The organism is Mycobacterium sp. (assembly GCF_049647605.1).
Lineage (GTDB): Bacteria > Actinomycetota > Actinomycetes > Mycobacteriales > Mycobacteriaceae > Mycobacterium.
Genome location: NZ_JBARXZ010000085.1, coordinates 1 through 19,931, shown reverse-complemented (window position 1 = coordinate 19,931; position 19,931 = coordinate 1). Strand labels below are relative to the sequence as shown.

At 68.0% G+C, this 19,931-nt stretch carries 17 protein-coding genes; 15 read left to right on the top strand and 2 right to left on the bottom strand.

All coding sequences use genetic code 11. From position 1 onward, the window contains the following. Nucleotides 1–608: 608 nt before the first annotated feature. The 8 genes from mihF (at nt 609) to WBB07_RS10730 (ending at nt 7,499) form a co-directional block, all read left to right on the top strand. Nucleotides 609–926, top strand: a complete 318-nt coding sequence (gene mihF / locus WBB07_RS10765; RefSeq protein WP_526307448.1) for an integration host factor, actinobacterial type — start codon at nt 609–611, stop codon at nt 924–926. Between the two features lie 6 nt (nt 927–932). Continuing rightward, nucleotides 933–1,559 (top strand): guanylate kinase, encoded by a 627-nt coding sequence (gmk, locus tag WBB07_RS10760; RefSeq protein ID WP_526307446.1) that lies wholly within the window; start codon nt 933–935, stop codon nt 1,557–1,559. A 102-nt stretch (nt 1,560–1,661) separates the two neighbouring features. Further along, the gene (rpoZ, locus tag WBB07_RS10755; protein ID WP_526307444.1) at nt 1,662–1,988 is read left to right on the top strand and encodes a DNA-directed RNA polymerase subunit omega; all 327 of its coding nucleotides are present in this window, start codon (nt 1,662–1,664) and stop codon (nt 1,986–1,988) included. Nucleotides 1,989–2,087: 99 nt separating this feature from the next. Beyond that, nucleotides 2,088–3,341, top strand: a complete 1,254-nt coding sequence (gene coaBC, locus WBB07_RS10750; RefSeq protein WP_526307442.1) for a bifunctional phosphopantothenoylcysteine decarboxylase/phosphopantothenate--cysteine ligase CoaBC — start codon at nt 2,088–2,090, stop codon at nt 3,339–3,341. Between the two features lie 123 nt (nt 3,342–3,464). Then, entirely contained in the window at nt 3,465–4,664 is a 1,200-nt protein-coding gene (metK, locus tag WBB07_RS10745) for a methionine adenosyltransferase (RefSeq protein WP_526307440.1), read from the top strand. Between the two features lie 217 nt (nt 4,665–4,881). After that, entirely contained in the window at nt 4,882–5,874 is a 993-nt protein-coding gene (locus tag WBB07_RS10740) for a methionine ABC transporter ATP-binding protein (protein ID WP_526307438.1), read from the top strand. Further along, nucleotides 5,871–6,611: a methionine ABC transporter permease gene (locus WBB07_RS10735; protein WP_526307436.1), complete on the top strand. Its 741-nt coding sequence runs from the start codon at nt 5,871–5,873 to the stop codon at nt 6,609–6,611. The genes WBB07_RS10740 and WBB07_RS10735 overlap by 4 nt, the downstream gene beginning before the upstream one ends. 51 nt (nt 6,612–6,662) lie before the next feature. Continuing rightward, nucleotides 6,663–7,499 carry a MetQ/NlpA family ABC transporter substrate-binding protein gene (locus WBB07_RS10730; protein WP_526307434.1) on the top strand — a complete coding sequence of 279 codons (837 nt, stop codon included), beginning with the start codon at nt 6,663–6,665 and terminating at the stop codon, nt 7,497–7,499. A gap of 12 nt (nt 7,500–7,511) precedes the next feature. On the opposite strand, the gene WBB07_RS10725 is transcribed toward WBB07_RS10730, so the two are convergent. Then, nucleotides 7,512–8,441, bottom strand: coding sequence for an alpha/beta hydrolase (locus WBB07_RS10725; RefSeq protein ID WP_526307432.1), 930 nt, complete (start codon nt 8,439–8,441; stop codon nt 7,512–7,514). A 355-nt stretch (nt 8,442–8,796) separates the two neighbouring features. Between WBB07_RS10725 and WBB07_RS10720 the strand changes: the two genes are divergently transcribed. The 3 genes from WBB07_RS10720 (at nt 8,797) to WBB07_RS10710 (ending at nt 12,511) form a co-directional block, all read left to right on the top strand. Then, nucleotides 8,797–9,678 (top strand): sugar phosphate isomerase/epimerase family protein, encoded by an 882-nt coding sequence (locus tag WBB07_RS10720; protein ID WP_526307430.1) that lies wholly within the window; start codon nt 8,797–8,799, stop codon nt 9,676–9,678. 68 nt (nt 9,679–9,746) lie between these two features. Continuing rightward, nucleotides 9,747–10,508, top strand: a complete 762-nt coding sequence (locus tag WBB07_RS10715; protein WP_526307428.1) for a lysoplasmalogenase family protein — start codon at nt 9,747–9,749, stop codon at nt 10,506–10,508. Next, nucleotides 10,505–12,511, top strand: a complete 2,007-nt coding sequence (locus WBB07_RS10710) for a primosomal protein N' (RefSeq protein ID WP_526307426.1) — start codon at nt 10,505–10,507, stop codon at nt 12,509–12,511. The genes WBB07_RS10715 and WBB07_RS10710 overlap by 4 nt, the downstream gene beginning before the upstream one ends. Before the next feature lie 22 nt (nt 12,512–12,533). Here WBB07_RS10710 and WBB07_RS10705 read toward each other — a convergent pair whose 3' ends face one another. Next, on the bottom strand, nt 12,534–15,233 hold the full coding sequence (locus tag WBB07_RS10705; protein ID WP_526307424.1) for an alpha/beta fold hydrolase: 2,700 nt from the start codon (nt 15,231–15,233) through the stop codon (nt 12,534–12,536). Nucleotides 15,234–15,447: 214 nt separating this feature from the next. Here WBB07_RS10705 and WBB07_RS10700 point away from each other — a divergent pair, with 214 nt between their 5' ends. From WBB07_RS10700 to WBB07_RS10685, 4 genes are all read left to right on the top strand, one after another. Continuing rightward, on the top strand, nt 15,448–17,223 hold the full coding sequence (locus WBB07_RS10700; protein ID WP_526307453.1) for a DUF2207 family protein: 1,776 nt from the start codon (nt 15,448–15,450) through the stop codon (nt 17,221–17,223). 75 nt (nt 17,224–17,298) lie between these two features. After that, on the top strand, nt 17,299–17,835 hold the full coding sequence (locus WBB07_RS10695; RefSeq protein ID WP_526307422.1) for a LemA family protein: 537 nt from the start codon (nt 17,299–17,301) through the stop codon (nt 17,833–17,835). Between the two features lie 102 nt (nt 17,836–17,937). Further along, nucleotides 17,938–18,867 carry a methionyl-tRNA formyltransferase gene (fmt, locus tag WBB07_RS10690; protein WP_526307420.1) on the top strand — a complete coding sequence of 310 codons (930 nt, stop codon included), beginning with the start codon at nt 17,938–17,940 and terminating at the stop codon, nt 18,865–18,867. 212 nt (nt 18,868–19,079) lie between these two features. Further along, nucleotides 19,080–19,931: transcription antitermination factor NusB (locus tag WBB07_RS10685; RefSeq protein ID WP_526307451.1), on the top strand; the 852-nt coding region annotated here is incomplete at its 3' end.

Sequence of the window (19,931 nt, the reverse complement as noted above, 5' to 3'; positions counted from 1 at the left end):
GTGCCGGCGTGCCCGCAGGCCCGCCGCAACGCCCGACGGGCCGTGGAGCGCCGTGTCAGGCCGGCGGCCACGTCTTCCTCGGCCGGACCGGGTTTCCGGTGGGCTGGGTCCACGCTGCCGGCGCGCGGGTAGATAGCGCATCTAGATATCTCCCGAGGGTGGAAGTCGCGGTTTCGACGCGCCGCTGTGGCAACCCGCCGGGCCAATACGTGGTCAGCGGCACTTTCCGACACGCGCGACACGCCGGACACACTTCTGTGGGGCTGCTGAGGTCACTGCGGAAGCCGCCCGAGACGGTGGTGCAGCGAGCTCAGAGAAGCGGGGAATGTCGCCAAAAGTGCTGTTGGACAGTGGTTTCACCGCGAGATGGCGTGGCCGGGCAACTTTGGCGGGTGGCTGTGGGCGCCGACGGGCCGGCACTCGCGATCCCGGCGTGTCGGGGCCTACACGCTGGGCCTTTGTCGGTTCATGTGGGGGGTGGGGTTAGATTTCGTCAGGCGGCGTGGGTACGGTCGTCGTCGCTGGCTGACTAACCCCGGCCGAGACAAAACAATGGTCACGATCTAGCCAGGTCGTGATCGACAAAATGGTAATGAGACGGAGGAACCGTGGCCCTTCCCCAGTTGACCGACGAACAGCGCGCGGCAGCGTTGGAGAAGGCTGCTGCCGCACGTCGAGCGCGAGCTGAACTCAAAGATCGGCTCAAGCGTGGCGGCACCAACCTCACCCAGGTGCTCAAGGATGCCGAGACCGATGAGGTCTTGGGCAAGATGAAGGTCTCCGCACTGCTGGAAGCCCTGCCGAAGGTTGGCAAGGTCAAGGCGCAGGAGATCATGACCGAGCTCGAGATCGCTCCCACCCGTCGGCTTCGCGGCCTGGGTGATCGGCAGCGCAAGGCGCTGCTGGACAAGTTCGATCCCTCCTAGAGGGCTGTGATCGCTGTCGAAGGATCGGACGGCGGCCGCTGCGGCTCTGGGGGCTCGGTGCCCCCAGGCCGGGTGGTTGTGCTGTCCGGTCCTTCCGCGGTCGGTAAGTCGACCGTGGTCAGATGCCTGCGCGAACGCCTTCCCAACCTGCTTTTCAGTGTCTCGGCGACCACCAGGGAGCCGAGACCGGGTGAAGTGGACGGCGTGGACTACAACTTTGTGTCCGCCCAGGAGTTCGATGAATTGATCCAGGCCGGTGCGCTTCTCGAGTGGGCGGAGATCCACCGAGGGCTACACCGGTCCGGGACCCTGGCCCGGCCCGTGCTGGATGCGGTGGCCGCGGGCAGACCCGTGCTCATCGAGGTGGATCTCGCCGGCGCTCGGTCGGTCAAGAGCGCGCTACCGGAAGCGGTATCGGTGTTCCTGGCACCACCGAGCTGGGAAGACCTGGAACGTCGGCTGGCCGGTCGCGGCACCGAATCACCCGAGGTGATGCAGCGGCGGCTGGACACGGCGCGAGCCGAGCTCGCCGCCCAAAATGACTTCGATGTGATTGTCGTGAACAGGCAATTGGAAGCCGCCTGCGCCGAATTGCTATCCTTGCTGGTGGAAACTGCGCCGGACCCTGTCTGACGCACCTGTTGGTGCTCGCGCGCCACAGCTGGGAGCGCATTCACCGCGCACAACTGCACTCGAAGTACCCGCACCACCCGATTACCGCCAGGAGATTTTTACGTGAGTAACCCGTCCGCCGACTCGTTGTCCGGTGTTGACCAGCTCGACTCGGCCACCGGTTCGGCACTTGAGGGTGCCTACGACACGCCGCTCGGCATCACCAACCCGCCCATCGACGAGCTGCTGGTCCGCGCGTCGAGCAAGTACGCGCTGGTGATCTACGCGGCCAAGCGAGCACGCCAGATCAACGATTACTACAACCAGCTCGGCGACGGCATCCTCGAATACGTGGGGCCGCTGGTCGAGCCGGGTCTGCAGGAGAAGCCGCTGTCGATCGCGATGCGTGAGATCCACGGGGACCTGCTCGAACACACCGAAGGCGAGTAGGGCAGGCGCTGCGCGGATGAGGCTCGGGGGCCACGGAACCAGCAGCGAACACCGGCAGCTCTGCCGTCAGGGCTCCGCCGTCCGGCGGAGGTGTTGTCGGTGACCCGTAAGCGGATCGTTGTCGGTGTGGCAGGCGGGATCGCCGCCTACAAGGCGTGTTCTGTCGTTCGACAGCTCGCCGAGGCCGGTCACGATGTCCGCGTGGTCCCCACCGAGGCGGCGCTGCGTTTTGTCGGGGCCGCCACCTTCGAAGCGCTGTCAGGCCATCCCGTCCGCACCGGCGTCTTCGAGGACGTCTCCGAGGTGCCCCATGTGCGCATCGGGCAGGAGGCGGACTTGGTGGTGGTCGCCCCCGCCACCGCAGATCTGCTGGCCCGCGCCGTTGCCGGACGGGCCGACGACCTGCTCACCGCAACCCTGCTCACGGCGCGCTGCCCGGTCCTGTTTGCGCCGGCGATGCACACCGAGATGTGGTTGCACCCCGCCACTGCCGACAACGTCGCCACGCTGCGACGCCGGGGCTTCGTGGTTCTCGAACCCGCAGCGGGCCGGCTCACCGGGGCCGATTCGGGGCCCGGACGATTGCCCGAACCCGAAGAAATCACCACTTTTGCCGAGCTGTTGCTCGAACGTTCTGACGCGGTGCCCTATGACCTCGCCGGCCTCAAAGTGCTGGTCACCGCCGGTGGGACCCGCGAGTTGCTCGACCCGGTGCGGTTCCTGGGGAATCGGAGCTCCGGTAAACAGGGCTACGCGGTCGCCCGGGTCGCCGCACAGCGTGGCGCCGATGTCACTCTGATCTCCGGTCACACCTCCGGGCTGGTCGCCCCCGCAGGCGTCGACGTCGTGCACATCGGGTCGGCCAGTCAGCTGCGTGACGCGGTGTCCAAACACGCACCCGATGCAAATGTCCTGGTGATGGCGGCTGCCGTCGCCGACTTCCGCCCCGCCCAGATGGTCACCACCAAGATCAAGAAGGGTGCCTCGGAACCGACGTCGATCGAGTTGGTGCGCAACGACGATGTCTTGGCCGGCACGGTCCGCGCCCGTACGGATGGACAGCTGCCCAAAATGCGCGCGATCGTCGGGTTCGCTGCCGAGACCGGCGATGCCAATGGCGATGTGCTGTTCCACGCCCGCGCCAAATTGGCTCGCAAAGGCTGTGACCTGCTGGTGGTCAATGCCGTCGGTGAGGGGCGCGCCTTCGAGGTCGATCACAATGACGGATGGTTGCTGACGTCCGACGGCACCGAGGCGGCGCTGGAGCACGGCTCCAAAACGCTCATGGCGAGTCGTATTGTGGACGCGATCGGACAGTTTCTCCAGGCTGGGAGACACCAGAACAACACCTGACCTGACGTCGCGCCGGCGCGCGACGCGGCGATCCGCAATCCGCGGGAGAGAACAACAACAACGGCGCTAAACTTCGCCTGGCTAAATAACGATGATGGCTTGCGGGCCAGAAGGGATGTGGACGTGAGCAAATCTCGACTGTTCACAAGTGAGTCGGTGACCGAGGGGCATCCCGACAAAATCTGTGACGCGATCAGCGACTCGGTGCTCGACGCTCTGCTGGCCGAGGACCCGCGATCCCGTGTGGCGGTCGAGACGCTGGTGACCACCGGACAGGTGCACGTCGCCGGTGAGGTCACCACCAGCGCTTACGCCGACATCCCGAAGATCGTTCGGGACCGAATCCTCGACATCGGGTACGACTCGTCGACCAAGGGCTTCGACGGCGCCTCCTGCGGTGTCAACGTCGCGATCGGCGCGCAGTCACCCGATATCGCCCAAGGTGTCGACACCGCGCACGAGGCCCGCGTCGAGGGCGCCAGCGACCCGTTGGACGCCCAGGGTGCCGGCGATCAGGGGCTGATGTTCGGCTACGCCATCAAGGACACTCCCGAACTGATGCCGCTGCCGATCGCCTTGGCGCACCGGCTGGCACGGCGCCTGACCGAGGTCCGCAAGAACGGGGTGCTGCCGTACCTGCGCCCGGACGGCAAGACCCAGGTCACCATCCAGTACGACGGCACCACTCCGGTGCGGCTGGACACCGTGGTGCTGTCCACCCAGCATGCTGCCGATATCGATCTGGACAACATGCTGGCCCCCGATATCCGGGAGAAGGTCGTCAACACCGTTCTCGACGACCTGGGGCACCAGACGCTGGACACCTCCGATTTTCGGCTGCTGGTCAACCCGACCGGCAAGTTTGTCCTCGGTGGCCCGATGGGTGACGCCGGACTGACCGGCCGCAAGATCATCGTCGACACCTACGGCGGCTGGGCCCGCCACGGCGGCGGCGCCTTCTCCGGCAAGGACCCGTCGAAGGTGGACCGCTCGGCGGCCTACGCGATGCGCTGGGTGGCCAAGAACGTGGTGGCCGCCGGCCTGGCCGAGCGGGTCGAGGTGCAGGTCGCCTACGCCATCGGCAAGGCAGCGCCCGTCGGGCTGTTTGTCGAAACCTTCGGCACCGAGACCGTCGACCCGGCCCGCATCGAGAAGGCCATCACGTCGGTGTTCGATCTGCGCCCCGGCGCGATTGTCCGCGACCTGGACCTGCTGCGGCCCATCTACGCGCAGACCGCCGCGTACGGGCACTTCGGCCGTACCGACGTCGAACTGCCGTGGGAACAACTCAACAAGGTGGACGACCTGAAGGCCTCCGTCTGACGTTTTTTGCCGAGCAGACGCAAACTCGTGCTTTTCGCCGCGTAGGCGTACGAGTTTGCGTCTGCTCGGCTTTTTGGCCGCGCCCTTTTGGCTCAGCTTGATTTCAGCGAAAGCCCCTGCAGAAAGGGGTGATTGGTCGTTGGGCAGTCCAGCGGGATGGCCATTGCTGCTTAGGATCTAGCGCGTTGTCCGTGCGGATCCATGAGGCAGGCCGAGAATGTCGATCTACACCGAGGACCTGAGCAAGGTCTACGGCGAAACGCGGGCCCTCGATGGGGTGTCGATCGCGGTGGATCAGGGACAGATCCTGGGTGTCGTCGGCAGCAGTGGTTCCGGGAAGAGCACCCTGGTACGCACCATCGCGTTGCTCGAGCGACCCACCAGCGGGCGGGTGGTCCTCGACGGCCAGGACCTCACGGCACTGTCGGAACGAGAGCTGCGCAGTGCCCGACGGCGGCTGGGCAATGTGTTCCAGGCGGGAAACCTGCTGGACAACCGGACAGCCCGAAACAACATCGAATACCCGCTGGAGATCGCCGGCTGGGACCGCACCGCGCGTTGGCGTCGTGCAGGCGAACTGCTCGAGCTGGTGGGTCTGGCCGGACGCGGTGACGACTACCCGGCGCAGCTCTCCGGCGGTCAACAACAACGGGTGGGTATCGCGCGTGCCCTCGCTGCCCGGCCGTCGGTGCTGCTGGCCGACGAACCGACCAGCGCTCTGGATCCGGCGACAACCCAGGAGATCCTGACGCTGCTGACGCAGCTGCGCGAGGAGCTCGACGTCACCATTCTGCTGATCACCCATGACCTCGCCATCGTCCGGCAGATCGCCGACCGGGTGGCGGTGCTCTCGGCGGGCCGGGTGATCGCGCAGGGCGCCCTGGCCGACGTCGCGGCCGACCCCGCATCCGGGTTGCTGCCGCCGCTGGGCGCGGCACCGGCCGCCACCGATGGTGAGCTGATCGTCAACGTCCACGCCGGCACCGACGCGGCGACATCGTTCATCGGGGCTCTGGCCCGGGAGCTGAACACCGACGTGCGGATCCTCGACGGGGAAGTGCTGCAGCTGGGTGGGCAATCGGTGTCGCAGTTTCAGCTCGGTCTCACCGGGATCGATCACTCGGCGGTCGACCGGGCCGATCTGTACACCGAATGGCTCAGGACGCGTGGCGTTTCCGTCAGCATCGCCGAGGCGCCGGTGCTGCGATGAGCTTCCTCGACGGTATCGGCGAGTGGCTCGACGACTCGATCCTGCTCAGCACCAATGCAGTACCCGTCGCGCTCAACCAGACCCTGCAACTGGTGTTCATCCCGTTTGCGGTGGTGACCGTGTTCGGCATCCCTTTGGGTGTGGTGCTCTACGCGAGCGCACCCGGCGGGTTGTCACCGTTGCCGTGGCTCAACCGGATTCTCGGGATCATCGTCAACGTGTTGCGTTCGCTGCCGTTCTTGGTGCTGGTCATCGCGCTGTGGCCGCTGGGCCGGCTGCTGGTGGGCTCCAGTCTGGGCACTGTGGCCGCAATGGTGCCGTTGACCATCGGCACCATCCCGTTCCTGGCCCGGCTGGTCGAGTCCTCGCTGCGGGAGGTCGACGCCGGGAAGATCGATGCGGCCCGGGTGGTCGGTGCCACCCGTTGGCAGATCATCACCAAAACGCTGCTGCCGGAAGCGATCAGTAGCCTCATCGCCGGCCTGACCATCACCATCATCGCCCTGCTGGGGTACTCGGCACTGGCGGGAGTGATCGGTGGTGGCGGCCTCGGAGATCTGGCGATTCGCTACGGCGCACGGTCCTATGACGGTCCGGTGCTGTGGGCGACGGTGCTGCTGTTGATCGTGCTGGCCACCCTTTTCCAGGTCGTCGGTGACTGCTTTGCCCGCAGGACCGACCACCGTGCCCGGCGCGGCACAACCGTGACCGCCGACCTGGAGAAGACCTCGCTGTAGCAGGTGTGCTGTGAACATTTTTGAACCCCGACTGAACGGATACCGATCGCCATGACCGAAAACCCTGCCGGCCCACCCAAATCCAAGTGGCCGGTGTTGACGGCGCTGGCTGCTGTTGTTGTTCTTGTGGTGGGCGTCGGCGCGTATTTCTGGTTGCGCGAGGACACCAACACAACCCGAATCACGGTGGCGGCCACCCAGATTCCGCAAGCCGAGATCTTGGAGTTCATCAAGAACGGTCCCGCCAAGGACGCGGGACTGGACTTCGAGATCCGGGTGTTCGACGACTACTCACTGGGCAATCGCTGGCTCGCCGAGGGCGATATCGATGCCAACTACTTCCAGCACGAGCCGTACTTCGACGAGCAGGTCGCCGACTTCGGCTATCAACTCCATGCGTTCCCCGGAGTGCACATCGAGCCCTACGCCGCCTTCTCCCAGCGCTACGACGACGTTGCGCTGCTTCCGGACGGTGCGCGGATCAGCATCACCGACGACGGATCCAATCAAGCCCGCGCGCTGGCGCTGCTGGCGTCGAAGAACCTGGTCACCTTGCCGGCCGGCGGCGACGTCAACGTCTATACGGTGGGCAACCCGAAGAACTTTCAATTCGTCGAGGCCGCACCCGATCTGCAGGCCCGTGCGGTGCCCGACGTCGACTTGGCGATCCTCAACGGAAACTACTTCCTGACGGCGGGCTACACCCTCGACGACGCACTGATCGTCGAGTCACTCGTGGACAACCCGTACGCCAATTTCCTGGCCAGTCGGCAGGACAATCAGGACAACCCCGACGTGGCGAAACTCGATGAGTTGCTACACAGCGATGCGACGCGGGACTTCATCGAACAGCAATGGCCCGGCGGGGACGTCACACCCGTCTTCTGAGAACTGCCCGCGTCAGGGGTGCAGCGCGGCGCGCAACGCCGACAGCCCGCGCTCCATCGCCTCGGTGGTGGCGGGCACGATTCCGGCGTAGCCGAGGTAGCCGTGCACCAGCGTCTCCGCGTGGTCCAGGGTCACCGGCACTCCGGCCGCGGCCAGCAGTTCGGCGTACCGGATGCCGTCATCACGCAACGGGTCGTGTCCGGCAACGGCAATGTAGGCCGGCGCCAGGTCCGACAGGTTGGCGGCCCGGCCCGGGACCATGGTCGTGGGGGCATCGGCGGGGTCGATGTCGCCGGCGTACCAGGCCGACAATTCCGCGATGGCCCGCAGATCCAGGATGGGGGCCTCGGCGTTCTCGGTCATCGACGGTAATGTGCTGTCCCACATGACCGTTGGGTACCACAACAGCTGGAACGCGATGGCGGGCCCGTTCTCGTCGCGGGTCAGCTGGGCCATCACGGCGGCCAGATTGCCGCCGGCGGAGTCGCCGGCCACCGCCAGCCGGGAGGGATCCGCGCCCAGCTCTGCTGCATGGTCGGCCACCCAGGTGGTGGCGGTCCACGCGTCCTGCACCGCCGCCGGATGGGGATGCTCGGGGGCCAGTCGATAGTCGACCGACACCACCACCGCGTCGGCGCCGACCGCGTGCTGGCGCGCGGTGCCGTCGTAGCTGTCGAGATCACCGACGGCAAACCCGCCGCCGTGGAAGAAGAGCACCACCGGCAGCGTGGTGTTCGCCGCTGTCGGCGGGGTGTAGACGCGGATCGGGACCGGACCGTGGGTGCCGTCGATGACCAGGTCTCGTGCGCTGACCTCGGGCAGGATCGGCTGCCGCGGCAGGTCGCGGAACCGCGCCCGGGCGGCCTCGACACCACCGTCTGTTGTCAACTGGAAGGGCAGCGCTTCCAGAACTGTCTGCAGGATGGGATCAATGGCAGGCACACCGACAACTTACGTGGCAGCCCGGACCCCGTGGCCCACCAGGTGGGTCACCGGTCGATACGGTGATCGTCTTCACCGCACAGCCATCTGATCGGTTGCTGGAAGCGTCCGCCCAGGCCGCCTGGCAACGCTGTGCGGTCACCGGCTTCCGGTGAGTCCCGGCGATTCGGCCGGACATCGCCCCGATATGGCGGACCCAGACGTCCGGCAGCTACCTCGCTGGGACCCTCGGGGGCAAAAGGTAGCCCACCGTTTTGGTGCTCGATAGCCGAAAATTGCCTGGGTTTCTGTTGCGCGTCTCGATGAGTCCCGATCGCGGACCCCAGAGATGTGCCGTGAGCGTGGAGGAGGCATCGTGGTCGAGGCCACAAGGGCGATCAGCTCCACAACGGGGCGTTTGCTGTCTCTGGCGCCGCTGACGGTATTGGAGCTCGGCCCGGATGAGCTCGTCGCCGCCGCCGCCGAGGCGGGGTTCGACGCGGTGGGTCTGCGTTTGGTCCGCGCGACAACCCAAGAACCGCTGCGGCCGACGATCGGGCTGACGCCGCTGGTGCGTGACGTCCGGCGGCGTCTCGATGACTCGGGGCTGGTGCTGATCGACATCGAGGTACTCCGACTGCGCCCCGAGACGCGGATCCGCGACGACTTCGAGCAGATCCTGGAAACCGGTGCGTTCCTGGGGGCGCAGCAGGTTCTGGTCACCGGTAACGACCCGGATCATGGGCGGACCGCGGCACGATTCGCCGAATTGGCCGAGCTGTCAGCGCAATACGGCATGACTCCCAACCTGGAACCGATGCCCTGGACCGAGGTGCGGAATCTGGGTGAGGCCGCGGCGATCGTCGCCCGCAGCGGCCACCACAATGTCGGGCTGCTCGTCGACGCGATCCACTACGACCGCGCCCTGAACACTCCGGCAGAGCTGGCGGCCCTGCCGCGTGAGTGGATTCGTTACGCCCAGATCTGTGATGCGGTGGCGCAGCGCCCCACCACTGTCGAGGAGCTGGTCTATCAGGGGCGCAATGCCCGACTCTTTCCGGGACAGGGCGGTATCGACCTCATCTCGATGCTGCGCGCACTTCCCGCCGATGTGCCGATCAGCGTCGAGGCGCCGGTGCTGTGGGACGCTCCGGCGCGGGTGCGTGCCCGGGCGGCCGAACGATCCTCCCGAGCGGTCCTGGAGATGCTGGACCTGGTGGACGAGCAGAGCCGGCACGAACGGCGCCGCTACGCCTGAGGTCGCTACGCCCGAGGCAGCCGCAACCCGAAGTCCGTGGGGAAACACTTCCAGTACCTTGTCTGAGCATGGCGTCGATGGCAGATGCACGGGCCACCACCACAACCTGGTCGAACCGATTGTGGCTGGCCGGTGTGGTGATGGGGGCGGGCTACGGGGTCTTCCTGGTGGTCGTGGCGTTGGGGTTGCCCGCCGGGGCGGACCTCACCGGGCAGTTCGCCGGTCAGCCATTGGTCAAGGCGGCGATGGCACTGCTGCTGGCCGCCGCCGCGGTGGTTCGCACCGACCTGCGGGAGCGACGGCTGCTGGTGGCGGCCCTGGTGTTCTCCGCGGTCGGTGATTTCCTGCTGGCGATGCCGTGGTGGGAGCCGTCGTTTGTCGGCGGGTTGGCCGCGTTTCTGGTGGCGCACCTGTGCTTCCTGTGGGCGCTGGTGCCGCTGGCCCGCCCGTTTCGCCAGGCGGCGCGCACCCGGGTTGTCGCCTCGGTGCTGGTGATCGTGGCGTGCGTGGCGCTGCTGGCATGGTTCTGGCCGGCGTTGCAGGCGCAGGGGCTCGCGGTGCCCGTGGTGGCCTACATCGGCGTACTGGCAGCCATGGTGTGTGTGGCGCTGTTGGCCGGGCTGCCCACGCCGTGGACTGCGTTGGGGGCGGTGTGTTTTGCGGTGTCCGACTCGATGATCGGCATCAGCGTGTTCGTGCGGGGTGACGAATTGCTGGCGGTGCCGATCTGGTGGGGTTACGGTGCCGCGCTGGTGTTGATCACCGCCGGATTCTTCTTCGGTCGGACGCCGGTAGGCAGGTCGGATGGCGCCGTCACGTCCGTCGCATGACTGCCGCGCGTCAGGCCGCTGACCTGGAACCCATTGCCCGGGTGCTTCCGATGCTGACGGTGCCCCACCTGGACCGCGACTTCGACTACCTGGTCTCGGCTGAGCAGTCCGACGACGCGCAGCCGGGAGTCCGGGTGCGGATCCGTTTCCACGGCCGCCTTGTCGACGGGTACGTGCTGGAGCGACGCTCTGACACCGACCATGAGGGAAAGCTGGGCTGGCTGGACCGCGTGGTGTCACCGGAGCCGGTGCTGACCCCCGAGGTGCGCCGGCTGACGGAGGCGGTGGCAGCCCGCTACGCCGGCACCCGCCCGGATGTGCTGCGACTGGCCATTCCGCCGCGGCACGCCAAGACGGAGCGCGACACGGCGGTGGACCCGGTGCCGACCGCGGTGGTGGACCCGGATACCTCGCAATGGGACAAGTACCACCGCAGCGCGGCGTTCCTGGACGCGGTCCGCAACGGCCGTTCGGCGCGGGCAGCCTGGCAGGCAGTGCCGGGGGAGTCCTGGGTGGACCGGTTCGCCGAGGCGGCGGCGACCACGCTTGCGGGGGGCCGCAGCGTGCTTGCGGTGGTGCCGGACCAGCGAGATGTCGACGCGCTACATGCGGCTGTGGTGCGGCTGTGCCCGCCGGACGGTGTGGTGGCGTTGGCTGCGGGGCTCGGGCCCGCGGCGCGTTATCGGCGGTGGCTTTCGGTGCTGCGCGGCGCCGCCCGGGTGGTGGTCGGTACCCGCAGTGCGGTTTTTGCGCCGATCCATGACCTGGGGTTGATATTGCTCTGGGACGACGGTGACGACAATCTGGCCGAGCCGAGGTCTCCGTACCCGCACGCCAGAGAAGTGGCGATGCTGCGTGCCCACCAGCTGCGCTGTGCGGCCGTGATCGGTGGCTTTTCCCGGACCGCGGAAGTGCATGCACTGGTCCGCAGCGGGTGGGCCCATGACCTGGTGGCGCTGCGCCCCGTGGTGCGCACGCACGCACCGCGCGTCGTTGCGCTCGACGACTCCGGTTTCGAACAGGAACGCGACCCGGCCGCACGCACCGCCCGGCTGCCTTCGATGGCACTGCACGCGGCCCGCGGTGCCCTGGCGGCCGGGCATCCGGTCCTGATCCAGGTGCCGCGGCGGGGCTATGTGCCGTCCTTGGCGTGTGGGAAGTGCCGCACCATCGCCCGCTGCCGGCACTGCACCGGCCCGCTGTCGCTGACCGGTCCGGCCGGCGACCAGGGGACCGCGGTGTGCCGCTGGTGTGGTCGCGCCGACACTGCATTGCGCTGTGCGCGCTGCGGATCCGATTCTGTTCGGGCGGCTGTGATCGGCGCGCGGCGCACCGCCGAGGAACTCGGCCGCACCTTTCCCGGGGTGACGGTGTTCACCTCGTCGGGTGAGTCGATGCTGCCGGCTGTGGAAGCCGGTCCGGCGTTGGTGGTGGCCACCCCGGGCGCGGAGCCGACGGCCGCGGACGGTTACGGGGCCGCTCTCCTGTTGGACAGCTGGGCGCTGCTGGGGCGCCAGGATCTGCGGGCCGGGGAGGACACGTTGCGGCGGTGGATGAGTGCCGCCGCCCTGGTACGCCCGCGCGCCGAGGGCGGGACCGTGGCGGTGGTGGCCGAAGCCACCATTCCCGCGGTGCAGGCGCTGATCCGGTGGGATCCGGTGGGGCACGCGGAGTCTGAGCTCGATGCCCGCACCGAACTTGCCCTGCCTCCCAGCGTGCACATGGCGGCGCTGGACGGAACTGCGGTGGCGGTATCGGCGCTGCTCGAGGACGCGCGGTTACCCGAGACCGCCGATGTGTTCGGACCGGTCGAGTTGCCGCCGGGGGTGCGCCGGCCTGCCGGTGCCCGTGACGACGACGAGGTGATCCGGATGTTGGTGCGGGTCGGCCGTAACGAAGGGCTACCGCTGGCCGCCGCCCTGCGTCGCGCCGCCGGAATCCGCAGCGCCAAAAAGGACAGCGAGCCGGTCCGGGTGCAGGTCGACCCGCTGCACATCGGGTGACGGGCACACTGGCGCCATCGGGTCAGCCGACGGAGGCGTCCAACTCGGGTGTGCGCCGGGCATCGCGGATCAGGTCGGCGATGGCGCCTACGTGTGGTTCCCGCACGATCGAGTGATGGTCACAGTCCACGGTCCGGACTTCCAGATCACCGCCGAGAATGCGGGGCCACAACCGTGGATCGTCGCGGTTGAGGTGACTTTGGACCAGCAGGGCACGGCCGGTCCAGGGCGACGGACAGTGGCGGTAGCCCATCATCATCCCGAGCTCTTCGATGCCGAGCGTCCGGCGGTGGTAATGCCGCGAGAGGATTCCGGCCAGGGGCAGCTGTTTCTGGCGCGCCCACCAGGTGCCGAGATTGTTGGTGACTTCGAGATCGAGTGTCACGGCCACATCCGGCAGGTCCCGCCGCGCCTGGCCGGCGACCTTCGGGGACAGCCAGGCGTCGAGCATGACCACCAGTTCTACTTCGGCTCCGTCGGCTTCGAGTAGCCGCGCGACCTCGAGGGCGATGTGGCCGCCGAGGGAATGACCGATCAGGGTGTACGGGCCTTCCGGCTGGATCCGGCGCACGTCGACCAGGTGCCGGCGGGCCGCACCGCGAATCGACAGGTCCGGAAAGCTGCGCTGGTGCAAGCCTTTCGGTTCGAACGCGTATACCGCTGTCTGACTGCCGACTCGTTGGGCCAGAGGTGCAAAGGACAGTGCCGAGGCTCCCGCGCCGGTGAAGCACAGCAGCGGAGTGCCCCGGGTTGCCGGCGATATGGCGCGTAGGGCCACGGTGGTCGAGTTCAGAGTGCGGGTCGCGGAGGTGTCTTCGGCCCCGGCGATCCGGGCTGCCAACTCGGCGACGGTGGGGGCGCCGGCCACATCCGAGGGACTCACCACGATTCCGTGCGATTCACGCAGGGCAACAAGGACCTGTGCCACCGACATCGAATCCCCGCCGAGTGCGTAGAAACTGTCTGAGCGACCGATCGATTCGATGCGCAGCACGTCGCTCCACACTCGGCTGACCAGCTTTTCGTGGGGTCCGCGTGGTTGATCGTAGTGGGGGCGGGTGGTTCTGGGCAGCGCGCTGCGGTCGATCTTGCCGCGGTCACCTCGCGGGAGCGCCGCCAGCGTGACGATGTGGGTGGGCACCATCCACGGTGGCAGGTCCCGGTGCAGCCGGTGCCGCAGGTCTGCCACCGCCGGGGTACGGCTGGTTGTGGTGGGCGCAACGTAGGCGGTCAGTGTCGCCGGGAACCCGCGGTCGGCGACCACTGCGGCTTCGCGGATGTCGTCGTAGGACAACAGGGTGACTTCGATCTCGGCCGGTTCGACCAGGTAGCCGCGGATCTTGACGGTGCTGTCGGCGCGACCCGAGAGCACCAGGTTGCCTTCGGGGTCCCAGCGCCCGACATCGCCGCCGGCGTAGGTGGTGGTGGCGTCGGGATTCGTGGTGAACCGCGCGGTGGCCGCGGCCGGGTCCAGGTAGCCGCCGCCGAGGTGCCGGGAGGTGATGGTCACCGTTCCGTCGTCGCGGACGTCGATCTTCTTGTGTGGCGCCGGAATTCCGACCGGGATGATGCCCTGGGGCAGCGGTGCGTCCGGGTGGATATCGTGACTTGCGATGGCGAGGGTCTCGGTGGATCCGGCCCAGTTGGTGATCACCGCGTGTGGGGCCAGCTCACGTGCCAGTCGGACGTGGCGGGCGTGCATGGCTTCGCCGGTGGCGACGATCCGGGTGACGCCGGGCAGCGTGGACCCTCGTGCCGCGGTGTGTAGCGCGTCGATGAAATTGGGTGTGCACGTGATGATCTCGGCGCCGGTGGCGTTGATGCGGGCGATCGCTTCGGGTCCGGTGTGCTCGCGCGGATCGATCCCGATGATCTCGGCGCCGCCGAGCAGGGAGCCGATCAGCACGTTCAGGCCGCCGGCGAAGCTGATGGGCATGCACAACGCGACCTTGCGGCCGTCGGCAAGGCCGAAGCGGTCGTTGAGCAACTGGGCGTCGGCCAGCCACAGGCCGTGGGTGTGCCGCACCGCTTTGGGGGTGCCGGTGGAGCCGGACGTGAACTGGATGCTGGTCACGTCATCGAGATCGGGCCCGTCGTCGTCGCTGCCGGCCGGGCCACCGGCGGCGCCCTCGGTGGGGTCGGCATCCGGATCGAACCGGGTGACATCGAACCGGGTGACTTGGTATCCGTGGTCTTCGAGGATCGAGGTCATCGCGGCGGCGCGGTTGGGTGGGGTCCCCGGGTCCAGGGTCACCAGGGTGGTCCCGGAGGCGAACAGACCCAGAATCGCCGCGACGGTGGCGATGTCGAGCGGCGCGGTCACCAGGGCGGCGGTCGGTGCTGCATCGCCGGGTCGAGGTGTGATTGTCCTGCGCTGCATGGCGGTCAGCAGGTCACCGTAGGTGATGGCATCCGAGGCGATCCGCAGCGCTGTCCGATCGGGGTGTGCAAGCGCTGTCGCAGTGAAGTGCTCTGGTACGCAACGGTATTCGATGGATCGTTCCGGCGGGACGGGAGGCCGCTGATCGGGTGTGCGGGGGACCGGTTGGCCGGTGCTCTCCGTCGTGGTGCTCCGGTGCGCCCGGGCGCGAAGCCAGAACACGGCGAAGACGGCAGCCGTCGCGGCGAGGATGGCCCAGGCGAGGATCCGGGGTGTGCATGCTGACAGGGACTGCGACGCGCGGCCCGATGTGCGGTCGCGGGTGAGGTCGAACCGGCTCATGATTCTCCGACATCCCATCGCGGTAGCGCAGCGAACCCCTGCGACGTAGCTCGTTCTAAACTTTGGGCAGGGTAACCTAACTACAAACGGCGGGCAACCTGATTCTCCGCACGTGAGGTCGGCGCCCAGATCGCCGTGTGTCCCCTAGGGTGACAACCAACACCGTGGGCGGAGGCAGGGCGTGGGGCGATTCTGGCGGTTCGTCAAGGTGCCGATGGTGTTGGCGCTGCTCGTTTTTGCAGTGTTGTGGCCATTGCTGTTCCTGGGGGGCTCGCAGGGCGCTGCCCCAGCCGACGACCCGGTGGTGTTCACCGACTACCAGGCGAACTACGTCGTCGACCCCGACGGCAATCTCGAAGCCACCGAGACCATCGTCGCTCAGTTTCCCGCCGACCGGCACGGTCTGTTCCGGTACTGGGATGTGGCCAACCCGAACAATGCGGGTGTGCGACAACCGCCGGAGGTCACGTCGATCGTCCTCGACGGCGCGGCCGCCGAGTATCAGTTGCAGTGGGAGGACGGCGGCAGGTTCCGGGTGGCCAAGATCGGAGATCCCGATCAATACCTTGCAGCCGGCGCCCACGTCTTCGAGATCCGCTACACCGTCGCCGGTGTCCTCGACCCATCCGGGACCGGTCTGGGAAAGACATTCGCCGGCAGCGACGGAAACGCCGACGCGGGGCAATCGGTCTTCTTCTGGAACGTCATTGCGCCGGGATGGAACAACAGCATCGAACACGCCCGGATCGCGGTGACCCTGCCGGGTGACGTCACCGGCGCCCAGTGCGCAGTCGGGGCGGGCACCGGAACCGCCTGCGATCGCCTCGAAGTCGACGGCAACACGGTGACGGTGGTCGCCGACGGTGTGCCGCCACGAACCCCGGTGACGATCCGGGCCGGTGTGGACGTGCCCACCCCGCCCCGGGCCGAGCTGCCGTGGGGATCGGCCTGGGATCCGGTGCTCGGGCGGTCCGTGGCCGGACTGGTGTGGGTGGGCATTCCGACGGTCGCCGGCGCCCTGATCGCCGTGGTGATGATCCGCAGGACAGTGGAGACGCCGCCGTCCTTCCCGCTCCAGTACGCCCCGCCAGAATCGCTGGGTCCGGTCCAGTTCGAGTACATCCGTACCGAATCTGTGCCGAAGAACGGACTTACCGCCACCCTGTTCCATCTGGCCGAGCGGGGACTCGTCGAACTCCATCAGGACGGCGAAACGAGGTGGGAGGTCCACGGCAAGGTCGCACCTGCGGACTGGGCATCCCAAGATCCGGTCAGCATTGCCGTGGGGTCGGCACTCAAGGTGACGGGGCGCGGCACGGAGTTTCACGCCAACCGAACCGAAACCGCGGGCAAGAAGCTGTCCAAGGCCAAGGCCGAGATGACTGACGCCGTGCGCAACTGGGCCTTCGACAACAACCTGATGGTCCGGCGCCGCAGTGAGCTGTGGGTTCGGGCGGCCAACGCGCTGGCCCTGGTGCTGTTGGTGTTCGCGGTCTTCGGCTGGGGTTTCCCGGCGACGATCTGGGTGATTCCGGTTGCGGTGTTCTTCCTCGTCACGGCGGGGTCGTGGAGCGATGGCGTAGGCACCCGCCGCACCCCCGCAGGCCGTGAACTGTGGTCGCGCGCCGGCGGGTTCCACCGTGTCCTGGCCACTGATTCGGCCGAGGCGCGCTTCGACTTCGGCGCCCGCAAAGACCTTTACAGTGCCTACGTCCCGTTCGCCGTGGCCGCGGGCGCAGCGACCCTGTGGGCGCAGAAGTATCAGGCGGCTACCGGAGTGCCGGCGCCGCAGCCGCAGTGGTACCCCGGCGTCGGTGGCGGCGTCACCTCGGCCGGCGGCTCGGGGCCGAGCTTCGACAGTTTCGAATCGGCGCTGGCGTCCTCGATCAGCGCCTACACGGCGTCCCAGTCATCGTCGTCCAGCAGCGGCAGCAGCAGTGGCGGCGGGGGCGGCGGTGGTGGGGGCGGCGGCGGAGGTGGCTCATGGTGAGCGGTGTGAGGTGTGCGGTGTGCGAGTTCGGTGACTGCGTTCGGTGAGTGAGACAGATGTGGTGAGGTTGACGTCGTGACGAGGTTGCTGCTGATCGTGGTGCTGCTGATAGCGGTTGCGGTGCTGATCGTGTTTGTGGTCGGTTACAACAAGCTGCGGGCCGCCGACGTGCGGGTCGGGGAGGCGCTCAGTGGCATCGATGTGGAACTCACCCGCCGCGCCTCGTTGATTCCCAGCCTGGTGCACACCGTGCAGTCGTTCGCGGCACATGAGCAGAGCGTGCTTCCACGGATCTCTCAGGCGGGGGCCGCGTTGGACTCCGCCACCCAGGGCAAATCGGTGGCGCAGCGGTCGGCTGCCGAGCAGCAACTCGACTCTGCGCTCGGGCCGGTGATCTCCCTCGGTCTGGCCCACCCGCAGCTGGCGTCGTCGACCAACTTCGCCGATCTCCAGCGCAACCTCACCGACACCGAGAACAAGCTGGCTTTTGCCCGCCAGTACTACAACGACTCGGCGGCGACGGTGAACAAGCTGATCAGCACCATCCCGTGGATGTATGTCGCCGGTGCCGCGGGAGTCTCGGAACGGGAGTACTACCGACTGCCGCGCTGAGTCGTCGTCTCCGGGGACCCCATCGCCATTCCGCCGGACAACTCCGGGGGGCGGCCGTTACAGGTGGACTGGACGCCGAGTCACGCCCACTAAGCTGGCACGGTGCGTCTAGTCTTTGCCGGCACACCGGACCCGGCGCTGCCGGCTCTGCGTCGGCTCCTCGAGTCCTCACGTCACGACGTGGTCGCAGTTCTGACCAGGCCGGATGCCGCTGCCGGGCGTAATCGCCGGCTGCTGCCCTCGCCGGTGGCCGCGCTGGCGACCGAACGCGGTATCCCGGTGCTGCGTCCCAGCAGACCCAATGCACCGGAGTTCGTCGAGGAGCTGGCCGCGTTGGCTCCGGACTGCTGCGCGGTTGTCGCCTTCGGCGCGCTGCTGGGCGAACCACTGCTGGCGGTGCCCCAGCACGGCTGGATCAACCTGCACTTCTCGCTGTTGCCGGCCTGGCGCGGTGCGGCACCGGTACAGGCCGCGATCGCCGCCGGCGATGCGGTCACCGGCGCCACCACCTTCCAGATCGAACCCGAGCTGGATTCCGGACCGGTTTACGGTGTGGTCACCGAGACCATCGCCGCAACCGATACCACCGGTGCGTTGCTGGGCCGCCTCGCCGAATCCGGTGCGCACCTGCTGGAGAGCACCCTCGACGGTGTCGAGGACGGCACCCTGGTGGCGGTGCCGCAGCCGGTCGACGGAATCTCCCTGGCGCCCAAGGTGAGCGTCGAACACGCCCGGGTCCGTTGGGACCTGCCCGCTCATGTCGTGGAACGCCGCATCCGGGCGATGACCCCGAACCCCGGGGCCTGGACCGTCATCGGCGACACCCGGGTCAAGCTCGGGCCGGTGACCATCGACGCCGAGGCTGCGCCACTGGAGCCGGGACAGGTGCAGCCCGGCAGACGTGAAGTGTGGATCGGGACGACAACTCAGCCGGTGCGACTCGGTGAGGTACAGCCACCCGGCAAGAAAGCGATGTCGGCCGCCGACTGGGCGCGCGGGGCGCGTCTCGACGATGCGGTGGCGATCTCGTGACCGACCGCCGACCGCCCCGGTCCGACAAGCCCCGGTCCGACAAGCCCCGGTCGAATCAACCAAGGTCCGACAAGCCCCGGTCGGACAAGCCCAGGTCCGACAAGCCCAGGTCCGACAAGCCCAGGTCCGACAAGCCCCGTTCGAATCAACCCGGGTCCAATCAGCGTGCCGGCCAACAGGATCGGCGTCCCGACCGTCGGCCGCCGGCGCACCTGAAACCGCTGGATCCCGCCCGGCAAGCCGCCTTCGACGTGCTGCGCGCCGTCGCGACCCGGGACTCCTACGCCAACCTGGCGCTGCCGGCGCTGTTGCGCCAGCGGGCAATCACGGGTCGCGACGCAGCGTTTGCCACCGAGCTGACGTACGGCACCCTGCGGGCGCAGGGGCTGTTGGACGCCGTGATCTCCCGGGCCTCCGAACGTGACACCGAGGCCATCGATCCGGTACTGCTGGACCTGTTGCGCCTGGGCACCTACCAACTGTTGCGCACCCGAGTCGAATCGCATGCCGCGGTATCGACCACCGTGGACCAGGCAAAGGTTGAATTCGACACGGCGCGTGGCGGTTTCGTCAATGCCGTATTGCGCAAGGTGACCTCCAGAGACGAGGCCGGCTGGGTCGCCGAACTGGCCCCGAAGGCCTCGGTGGATCCCGTCGGGCACGCGGCGTTTGTGCACGCGCATCCGCGCTGGATCGCGCAGGCGTTCGCCGATGCGCTCGGCGCTTCGGCCGGGGAGCTGACGGCGGTGCTGGCCGCCGACGATGCCCGGCCGCTGGTGCACCTCGCCGCCCTGCGGCTGTCGGCGGCAGAGTTGGCCGCCGAGGCCGACGGTGAGGTCGGTCGTTACTCGCCGTATGCGGTGTACCTGCCCGGCGGTGATCCCGGCCAGCTCGCGGCGGTGCGTACCGGCGCGGCGCTGGTCCAGGACGAAGGCAGTCAGCTGGTTGCGCAAGCGCTGACCCGCGCCCCGGTCAGCGGCACCGACGGTGGCCGCTGGCTGGACCTGTGTGCCGGGCCCGGTGGTAAAACCGCGCTGCTCGCGGCGATCGGAGCGGGCCAGGGA

Excerpts from the sequence above, each read along its gene's own strand:
- WBB07_RS10730 (WP_526307434.1), top strand. The coding sequence starts at position 6,663 with ATGACCGAAAACCCTGCCGGCCCACCCAAATCCAAGTGGCCGGTGTTG.
- WBB07_RS10735 (WP_526307436.1), top strand. The coding sequence starts at position 5,871 with ATGAGCTTCCTCGACGGTATCGGCGAGTGGCTCGACGACTCGATCCTG.
- WBB07_RS10700 (WP_526307453.1), top strand. The coding sequence starts at position 15,448 with ATGGTGTTGGCGCTGCTCGTTTTTGCAGTGTTGTGGCCATTGCTGTTC.
- WBB07_RS10740 (WP_526307438.1), top strand. The coding sequence starts at position 4,882 with ATGTCGATCTACACCGAGGACCTGAGCAAGGTCTACGGCGAAACGCGG.
- WBB07_RS10715 (WP_526307428.1), top strand. The coding sequence starts at position 9,747 with ATGGCGTCGATGGCAGATGCACGGGCCACCACCACAACCTGGTCGAAC.
- WBB07_RS10710 (WP_526307426.1), top strand. The coding sequence starts at position 10,505 with ATGACTGCCGCGCGTCAGGCCGCTGACCTGGAACCCATTGCCCGGGTG.
- WBB07_RS10705 (WP_526307424.1), bottom strand. The coding sequence starts at position 15,233 with ATGAGCCGGTTCGACCTCACCCGCGACCGCACATCGGGCCGCGCGTCG.